Here is a 9,261-nt window from a genome sequence, read left to right as displayed (position 1 = left end):
GCTCAGGTCTGCAGGCTCCCGCGACCTCAGGGGCGCGCAGGCGTCGAAGCCGCCTGCGCTGGTGGTGGCACCGGCAACAGAATCTCGACGCGCGTACCGTGGGCTCCCGTCACGACGCTCAGTGAGGCCGAGAGCGCCGCGGCGCGCTCCCGCATCGAGCGCAGTCYGTTGCCTTCGTGGCCGGACATGCCAAGGCCATCGTCGCTGAGGCTCACCTCGATACCCGTGGCCACGCCGCGCGCGGCCAGGGTCACCGTGGTGGCCTGGGAATGCTGCATCACATTGGACAGCGCTTCGAACAACAGAAACTGCAGGTGGCGCATCGCGTCGTGGGTTCCTGTCGGCCAGAGCGGCAGTTGCCTCACATCCCAGTGCAGCTCGACGCCGGAGGCCTCGATGCGCGCCTGGAGCCGGTAGCGCAGGCTGGCCAGCAAGGCATTGACATCACCCTCCGGCAGGTTGATGGCGTCGATGGACAATTTCAGCTGGCTCATTGACTCGCGCAGTGACTCCAGGACCTGGCTGGCGGAGATTCGTCCGCCTTCGAGCTGGCGCATGGCACTTGTCAGGAGCGAGCCCACGCCGTCGTGCATGTCGCGCAGGATGCGCGCACGTTCGGCAGCCACCGCCAGCGTGCGGTCGCTGCGCGCCAGCTTGTCCAGGGATTCATGCAGCTGGGCCTCGCGTTCGTGCACGAGTGCGGTCAGGTCTCCGTTCAACGCCTCGACCGCGCGGTGTGCGCGGCTGTGCTCGCCGGCGATCATCCAGCCCAGTGCCGACACCAGCACCGGCGCGACGTAAGGCAGCGCATGGACGTGCCCGAACGGCAACTGCCCTGTGACGACCATCAGGTCGTGTATTCCGGCCAGCCATGTTGCCGTCACCACCGGCACGAGCACGAGGCCGTCGCGCTGCGGGTGCGTCGCCAGGCTGCGCAGCATCAGCACCAGCGCCCAGCCGCCGGTGCCCAGCACGGGCACCATCAAGACCGCGTGGACAGGGTTCACGCCCTGGCCATGCGCAGGCGCGATGGCCACGGCAAGCGCTGCGAGCAGCGAGAACGCCAGTGCGCCTGCTTCGAGGCTTGGGATGCGCCGCCCGGCAAAGCGCAGGCAGAACAGGTTGATCAGCATCATGGACCACAGCCTCATCACGACGATCAACCACTGCCAGGCCGCGTCTGGCATGGGCGGGTCCTGCATCGTCATGTCGACATTGCTGAGACCCCAAAGAATGGTGCCACCCGCAAAGTAGCCGTAGTGCATCAATTCGCGTTTGCGCAGCCACACGAACAGGATGAACAAGCCCAGGGCCACCACGAACGCATTGGCGGCACTGACCAGCGTGTTCTGCCAGAACACCCGTTCGCCATGTCGCTGTGCCATGGCGTCGACCGTCCCGATCAGCATGGGCGCCAGGCCGCCGCGGTGCCCGGCGGCCGCCCGCACGCGGACGTGAACCACGTTGTCGCCGGCGACCCAGGCGCGGTCGGGAATCGGAAACAGCAAGGGCGTGTTCCAGTGCCGCGTGAGCCCCTCGTCCATGCGTCCGGCGCGTCCCGCCAGGACACCGTTGACCCAGAGGTCGGCATTCATGCTGACGCGCGGCAGCAGCAAGGCCCATGGCCCGTCCGGCGGGCCCGCCAGACGCACGTTGAAGCGATACCAGGCCGTGCCTTCCAAGGCCGGGCGCGACAGCGCCCAGGCATCGGGCAGACGGCCGGCGACCCAGGGCGCCTCACCGCCGGGTGGGGTGCGCGAGGCGCTGACCAGCGCGTCGACCCGCGTGACCTGCACGGGCGACATGCCGCCGCCCAGCGCAAGAACCGGCGCCGAACCAGGCTCGGTGGCCGTACGGCCCGCAGGCCCTGTCGAGTCCGCCGTACCGCACAAGGGGAATGCCAAAGCCACCAGGCACCGAAGGAGCCAAGGGCGCAGCACGGGCTCAGCCCCGGGATTTCAGGCTGCTCAGCAAGCCCATGCGACTGGCCTCGAACACGGCCTCGCTGCGCGAATGGACGGCCAGTTTGCCGTAGAGGTTCTTGATGTGCGTCTGCACCGTGTGCATCGTCACCCCCTTCAGCTGCGCGATCTCGGCGTACGAYAGGCCTCGGGCGATCAACTCCAGCACCTCGGCCTCGCGCGGAGAAAGCAGGTCGGCATTCAGGGCATCGGGCGCCTGCGGGGCCCGCGGCGCGACAGTCTGGCGCAGGCGATCCAGCACCTTGCGCGCGATCATCGGCGAGATCGGCGAGGCGCCGCCCTTGACGTCCAGAATGGTCTGCGCCACATCGGCCGGCGTCGCATCCTTGTGGATGTAGCCCACGGCGCCGGCCTMGACACAGGACAGCACCGTGTCCTCGTCGCCGAACACCGACACCACGATCACTTCGCAAGCCGGCTGCGTCGTTGCCAGATGACGCAACAGGTCAATGCCGTTTCCGTCCGGCAGGCCCAGGTCGGTCAGGAGCACGTCGGCGGTGTGCGAGTCGAACCAGTCGCGCGCATGCGCCAGCAATCCGAATGACGCCACCAGCTGCAGCGAGGAGTGGCCGGCGACGCATTCCTCGAAGTAGCCACGAATTTCCGCATCGTCTTCGAGCAGCGCTACCCGCCAGCTGAGTGTTGCCATGGCTAGATCTTCGACTGATTCATGGGCCGGAGCTTAAGGCGCGCGCGCGCCCTGGCGGCAAACCGGGCCTGCGGGCTCACATATTCATGGGAGGTTCTTTTTTGCGACGTGACGCACAAGCCTAGACCAGCCGCTCGATCTTCGACTTGCGCCACACCAGCCGGTAGAACGCCGACTGCAGCACGAGCATCGAGACGAACGCGATCGGGTACGACCACCAGACGCCTTCGAGGCCGATGCGCTGCGACAGCCCGTAGGCGGCCGGTACCTCGATCGCGACGATGCAGAAGATCGAGATGGACATCGGCACGAGCACGGTGCCCGAGGCGCGCATGACGCCGCTGACGACCGACGCGCAGCCGAACACGACGCTGCTCCACAGCATGATGTGCAGCAGGGACTGGGCCAGCTCGATGACCGGCTGGCTGGTGATGAACAGCGCCATCAGGTGGCGCGAGAACAGGTAGCCGATGACGACCAGCGTGCCGGTGATCACGAGGTTGAGCACGATGCCGGTGCGGGTGATGGCCCCGAGCTTGTCGGCGCGGCCGGCGCCGATGGCCTGGGCGCCGAGGATCGACGCGGTGATCGCGATCGACAGCGCCGGGAACTGCACGTAGTTGACGACCTGGTTGACGGCGCCGTAGGCCGCGGTGGCGTCGGAGCCGAAGCGGTTGACGAGGGCGAGCAGCGCGATCTCGGCCAGCGAGATGACGACCATCTGGATGCCGGTGGGCATGCCGATCTTCAGCACGAGCTTCAGCAGCTGCGGCTGGATGCGCAGCGAGCGCAGCAGCTCGCGGTCGGGCGACAGTGGGTGCCTGGCGCGCCGCAGGTGCACGAGGAGGTAGAGCAGGGCGGCGATGAACGACACGATGGACGCAGCGGCGGCGCTGGTGACGCCGAGCTGCGGCAGCCCGCCCCAGCCGCGGATGAAGGCGGGTGTCATCACGCACGAGACGAGGGTCGACAGCAGCAGCGCGTAGAGCGGCGTGACGGTGTCGCCGACGCCGCGCAGCAGCTGCGTGATCAGGATGAACACCATCAGCCCGGGCATCGCGAGCATCATGAGCCGCGCATAGCCGACGGCATCGTCGACCACGTCGGCGGGCGTGCCGAGGGCATGCAGCAGATGTTCGGTGAACACGCCGCCGAACAGCGCGATGACGAGGCCGACGCCGAAGCCGAGCGTGATGGCGGTGCCGGCGATGGCCTTGACCTTGTGCGTCTCCTTCGCGCCCCAGGCCTGGCCGATCAGCACCGAGCCGCCGGCGCCGATGCCGATCACCAGCGTGATGAAGAAGAACACGATCGGGAAGACGGCGGCGGTCGCTGCGAGGGCCCGGGTGCCGAGCATCTGGCCGACGAACACGGCGTTGAAGGTGCCCGACAGGCCCTGCAGCACGTTGCCGACGATCATCGGGCCGAGGAAGGCGAGGAAGATGCGCCACAGGGGGCGCTGGTCTGTGGCGATCGATGGTCTGGTCATGGGGTCGGGATGATGCCAGTGTTCGTTGACTGCCGTGTTGCGCTCAAGCGGGCAAGCTCAGCGCCGCAACAAGCCCACCGTCCGGATGATTGCGCAGCCGCACATCCCCGCCGTGCTCACGCGCAATGCGACGCGCGATCGACAGCCCGAGCCCCGACCCATCGGCATGCATGGTCCGCCCGTGCTCCAGCCGCACGTACGGCTCGAAGATCTCCTCGAGCGAATCTTCCGGCAGCCCCGGCCCGTGGTCCCGCACCAGCACCGAGCACTTGCCATCGCCCAGCTCGGCACCGACCTCGATCTCGCGGCCGTAGCGCAGGCCGTTGTCGATCAGGTTGCCCAGCGCACGCTTCAGCGCCAGCGGCCGGCCCGTCACCGCGATCGGCGGCAGCGACACCGCGATCTTCGCGCCCGAGGCCAGCGCCGCCGAGGTCAGCCGCTCCACCAGCCGGTCCAGCCGCACCTCGGCCAGGTTCTCGTGCACGTCGCTGTCCTTCACGCTCTGCAACGCGCCCTTGACCATCATGTCGAGCTCGTCCAGGTCCTCGTGGAAATCGGCCCGCACCGCGTCGTCGTCCAGCAGCTCGGTGCGCAGCTTCAGCCGCATGATCGGCGTCTTCAGGTCGTGCGAGATGCTGCCGAACAGTCGCTCCCTGTCTTCGACGAAACGCTGGATGCGCGCCTGCATCTCGTTGAAGGCACGCGCGGTGCGCTGCAGCTCCACCGTGCCGGTCTCCGGCACCTGGTTCGGGTGCATCGCGTTGCCGAACTCGCTGGCCGCCTGCGCCAGCCGCGACAACGGCCGCGTCAGGCTGCGCGCCACCAGCAGCACCAGAACCAGTACCGTCATCAGCGTCGCCCCCTGCAGCAACAGCCGGTCGCTGCTCAGCGGGTTCGCGTTGTCGAGGAAGTACGGATCCGGCAAGGTCGTCGCCAGCAGCAGCCAGCCGCCCGGCTCGATCTCGGCCTGGATCACCAGCAGCGGCGCCGGCCGCGGCCGCAGCAGCAGCGAGGCCTCGACCCAGCTCTCGGGCAGCTCGCGCAAGCTGCGGCCATCATCGGCCACCACCAGCGTGTCCGGCCACGCGAACGCGGCCTCGAACGACGTGGTGTCRCCCACCTGCGCCAGCAGCCGCTCGCGTACGCTGCGCACCACCGTCTCCGACAGGCGCGACGGCGCGAACGCACCGGTCGCCACGCGCGCCCGGTTCACGTTGACGAAGAAGCGCGTGCCGCCCATCGTGCGCAGTTGCTCGATCAGCAACGGCCGGTACTGCGCCGGCAGGTCGCGGAAGAAACGGATCGCGCCGGCCGCGCTCTGCGCCGTCTGCTGCGCGGCATCGCGCGCATCGCGCAACGCATTCGCGCGCAGCTGCCAGGCCCAGATCGCCGTGCCCAGCAGCTGGCTCAGCAGCACGCCGGCCACCATCACCAGCATGATCCGCCCGCGCAGCGTGCGCGGCAGCAGCCGCTGCGCCACAGTACGCCAGTCAATCATGCGAGGCCAGCACCTCGACGGAGAACACATAGCCGCTGCTGCGCACCGTCTTGATCAGCGCCGGCTGCTTGCCGTCGTCGCCCAGCCGCTGGCGCAGCCGGCTCACCTGCACGTCGAGCGAACGGTCGGCCGGGCCGAGGTCGCGGCCGCGCGTCTGCTCCATCAGCCGCGCTCGCTCCATCACCTCGCCGGCATGCTCGGCCAGCAGCCGCAGCAGGTCGAAATCCATCGCGGTCAGCGCCAGCGGCTGGCCGTCCGGCCCCGTCACCGTGCGCTCCAGCCGATCCAGCCGGAAGCCGGCAAAGCGCAGGTAGCGCGCTGCCGCGCCGCCCTCGGTCTGCCCGGCGCGCCGGTGGATCGCCTTGATGCGCGCCAGCAGCTCGCGCGGGTTGTACGGCTTGCCGATGTAGTCGTCGGCACCGAGCTCCAGCCCGACGATGCGCTCGGTGTCGTCCGCGCTCGCGGTCAGCATGATGATCGGCAGCGTCGGCGCGCGCTGGCGCACCATCTGGCACAGCGCGAAGCCGTCGGTGTCGGGCAGCATCACGTCGAGGATCACCAGGCTCAGGTCGTCGCGGTAGCGCTCGAAGCCGCTGCGGAAGCTCGCGCCGTCGGCCGCGAGCTGCACCACGTACTGGTGCTTCTCCAGGTACAGCTTCAGCAGCTGCCGGGTCTTCTGGTCGTCGTCGACGGCGAGGATGGTGCGCTTGCGGGCGAGGTTCATGGCGCAGTCTTCAAGGAGAAGCGGGCGATCGCGCCGCGCTGCGGATCAGCGCCACCAGGCGCTCCTGCGCGCGGGCGGGCGTGACGGCGGGGTCCTTCACATAACGGTGCAACGCATCGGCCAGCGCGTCCTTCGTGGCCTCGTCGGCCGCCATCCGGTGCGCGATGCTCGGCAGCAGCGGGCTGTCGGCGCGCTTCAGCGTCTGCCACGAGTCGCGTGCGCATTCGTCGAGCTGGGTGGGGTCGATGTCGTCGCGCACCGGCACCGAGCCCTTGGCCTGGTTGTAGGCGAGCTGCGCCGCCGGCGACACCACCACTTCGGCCATGCGCTCCTGCTCGGCCTCGCGCTTCTTCGTGCCGGCCAGCATCGCCAGCGTGTCGATGCTGTACAGGTGCATGCCGGCGGTGCCCGGCACCGGCGCGCAGCCGTAGTCGCGGCCGGCCTGCGCGCCCCAGGCGGTCAGCTCGCCGCCGGTCCAGTCGCCCATGATCAGCATGCCGGCATCGCCGGTGAAGAGCTGGCGCGCCGACGCGGTCCAGCGCTGCTCGATGGCCGTCTCGCCATTCAGCCGCCGCAGCCAGCGCAGCCGCTCCAGCGCCTTCATCACGCGCGGGTCCTGCCAGGCCTGCCAGCGCTGCGTGGCGGCGAGCTCGGCATACAGCGCCGGCCCGCCCTCGGACAGCAACAGCGTCTCGAACACGGTGGCGATCTGCCACGGCTCGTCGCTCCACGCGAACGGTGCGACGCCGGCGCTGCGCAGCGTGGCCGCCGCCTGCTCGACGTCGCCCCAGCCCTTCGGCACGCCGAGCTTCAGCCGCGCCCACACCCGCTGGTTGTAGAACAGCGTGTTGATGCGGTGCACGCCGAGCGGTGCCGCGACGATGCGGCCGCGGTGCGTGATCACGCGCTGCACCACCGGAAACAGCGACTGGCTCCAGCGGTTGCGCTGCGCCACCTCGTCGAGCGGCAGCACCAGTCCGAGGTCCGACCAGTCGGCCAGCGTGCGGCCGATCACCTGCGCGGCATCGGGCGGGTCGCGCGCCAGCACGCGGCTGTTCAGCACCTTCATCGCGCCGCCGCCGCCGCCGCCGGGAATCGCCGCGTCGTTCCAGGCGATGCCGCGCTTGTCGAGCTGCTGCACCAGCTGCTCGACGGCGCGGCGCTCGCCGGCCGAGGTCCACCAGTGCAGCACGTCGAGGGTCTGGGCCGGCGCGGAGGTCGCCGCACCCGCGAGCAGAAGAAGCGTCAGGGCAAACCCTCGCCACGCGCCTGTCGAATCCCTGCGAATTGCAATGTTGTGTAAGGCGCGGGCCGCGGCACGGCCCTTCGCGGCCCCTGCGCAGGCGCGCAGGGCAGCGTAAGGAAGCGTGAGCGCGTCATGTCGCCTCATGGTTGGAAATCCCTGGAATGACAAGCACTTGGCCTCGTGCAGCGGTGCCGGGCGCGGACCCTCGTGCGGGCCTCGTGTCACACGGCGGCCGATGGTACCTTGCGCCCCGCCCATCCACCGAAGGAGACCACCCCATGACCCGCCCCGTTCGCACTGCACTGGCTTGCGCCGCCCTCGCATTGACGGCGAGCGCCCAGGCCGGCTCGCTCGTCATCGAAAGCTGGCGCACCGACGACAAGGCGCTGTGGGACGAGGTGCTGCTGCCGGCCTTCACGAAGGCGCACCCCGGCATCACGGTGAAGTTCTCGCCGACCGCGCCGCCGGAATACAACTCGGTGCTGAGTGCCCGCCTGGCCGCGGGCAGCGCCGGCGACCTGATCACCTGCCGCCCGTTCGACGTGGCGCTCGACCTCTACAAGAAGGGCCGCCTCGCGAAGCTCGACGGCGAACCCGGCCTCGCGAACTTCCCCGATTCCGCCAAGGTCGCGTGGCAGACCGACGACGGCAAGGACACCTACTGCCTGCCGATGGCCTCGGTGATCCACGGCTTCTTCTACAACAAGAAGATCTTCGCGGACGCCGGCGTCACGCCGCCGGCCACCGAGGCGGAGTTCTTCGCGGTGCTCGACAAGATCAAGGGCCAGGGCAAGGTCGCGCCGATCGCGCTCGGCACCGCCGACCAATGGGAGACCAGCCAGATCGTCTTCACCGGCATCGGCCCGAACTACTGGAAAGGCGAGGAAGGCCGCCGCGCGCTGATCGCCGGCAAGAAGAAGTTCACCGACCCCGAGTTCGTCGACGTGTGGGCCACGATGGCCAAGTGGTCGGCCTACCTGCCCAAGGGCTACCAGGCCGAGACCTACGGCGACTCGCAGAACCTGTTCGCCTCCGGCAAGGCGGCGATCTACCCGACCGGCTCGTGGGACATCGCGTACTTCGAGAAGGAGCCCGGCTTCGAGTTCGGCGCCTTTCCGCCGCCGGTGCGCAAGGCCGGCGACGCCTGCTACATCTCGGACCACACCGACATCGGCATGGGCATCAACAAGGCCGCCAAGAACCCGGCGGATGCCAAGGTGTTCCTGACCTGGCTCGCGTCGAAGGAATTCGCCGAGCTGTACACCAACAAGGCGACCGGCTTCTTCTCGCTGTCGAAGCACGCGGTCGACGTGAAGGACCCGGTGGCGCGGCAGATGATCGGCTGGCGCGCGCAGTGCAAGTCGACCATCCGGCTGAATGCGCAGGTGATGAGCCGCGGCGAGCCGAGCATGGAGAACGAGCTGTGGACGGTGAACTCGCAGGTCCTCAACGGCAAGCTCGCACCGAAGGATGCGGCGCAGCGCATCCAGAGCGGCTTTGCCAAGTGGTACGCCCCCCAGAAGTGATGACGTCCCCCCCGAAGTGCTGCGCGCCTCCCCCCGAGGGGGCGCCCCCGATGGCCCGGCAAAGCCGGTTCCATGGGGGCCGCTGGGTATGAAGCGCTTTCCTTGGCATGCGGTGGTGTTCCTCGCACCGGCCGTGCTGGTCTACAC

7 protein-coding genes are annotated in these 9,261 nt (G+C 69.1%); 1 reads left to right on the top strand and 6 read right to left on the bottom strand.

Annotated features, from left to right (window positions below; genetic code table 11):
- Positions 1 to 26: 26 nt before the first annotated feature.
- The 6 genes from AC1D15_RS09750 to AC1D15_RS09725 all read right to left on the bottom strand — a co-directional run bounded on the left by AC1D15_RS09750 (position 27) and on the right by AC1D15_RS09725 (position 7,534).
- Positions 27 to 1,805 (bottom strand): sensor histidine kinase, encoded by a 1,779-nt coding sequence (locus AC1D15_RS09750; protein ID WP_477825821.1) that lies wholly within the window; start codon positions 1,803 to 1,805, stop codon positions 27 to 29.
- A 139-nt stretch (positions 1,806 to 1,944) separates the two neighbouring features.
- Positions 1,945 to 2,631, bottom strand: coding sequence for a response regulator (locus AC1D15_RS09745; RefSeq protein WP_477825820.1), 687 nt, complete (start codon positions 2,629 to 2,631; stop codon positions 1,945 to 1,947).
- 121 nt (positions 2,632 to 2,752) lie between these two features.
- A complete protein-coding gene (locus AC1D15_RS09740; protein ID WP_477825819.1) occupies positions 2,753 to 4,120 on the bottom strand; it encodes an MATE family efflux transporter in 1,368 nt (455 codons plus the stop codon).
- 43 nt (positions 4,121 to 4,163) lie between these two features.
- Positions 4,164 to 5,618: an ATP-binding protein gene (locus tag AC1D15_RS09735; protein ID WP_477825818.1), complete on the bottom strand. Its 1,455-nt coding sequence runs from the start codon at positions 5,616 to 5,618 to the stop codon at positions 4,164 to 4,166.
- Entirely contained in the window at positions 5,611 to 6,342 is a 732-nt protein-coding gene (locus AC1D15_RS09730; protein WP_465112183.1) for a response regulator, read from the bottom strand. Before AC1D15_RS09730 ends, AC1D15_RS09735 begins: the two co-directional genes overlap by 8 nt.
- A gap of 10 nt (positions 6,343 to 6,352) precedes the next feature.
- The gene (locus tag AC1D15_RS09725) at positions 6,353 to 7,534 is read right to left on the bottom strand and encodes an ABC transporter substrate-binding protein (protein WP_477825817.1); all 1,182 of its coding nucleotides are present in this window, start codon (positions 7,532 to 7,534) and stop codon (positions 6,353 to 6,355) included.
- A gap of 332 nt (positions 7,535 to 7,866) precedes the next feature.
- On the opposite strand from AC1D15_RS09725, the gene AC1D15_RS09720 reads away from it, so the two are divergent.
- Positions 7,867 to 9,114 (top strand): ABC transporter substrate-binding protein, encoded by a 1,248-nt coding sequence (locus AC1D15_RS09720; RefSeq protein WP_477825816.1) that lies wholly within the window; start codon positions 7,867 to 7,869, stop codon positions 9,112 to 9,114.
- Positions 9,115 to 9,261: the final 147 nt, after the last annotated feature.

The sequence above is a fragment of the Rhizobacter sp. P2_H2 genome, from assembly GCF_056403375.1.
This window is presented reverse-complemented; position numbering and strand designations above follow the sequence as displayed.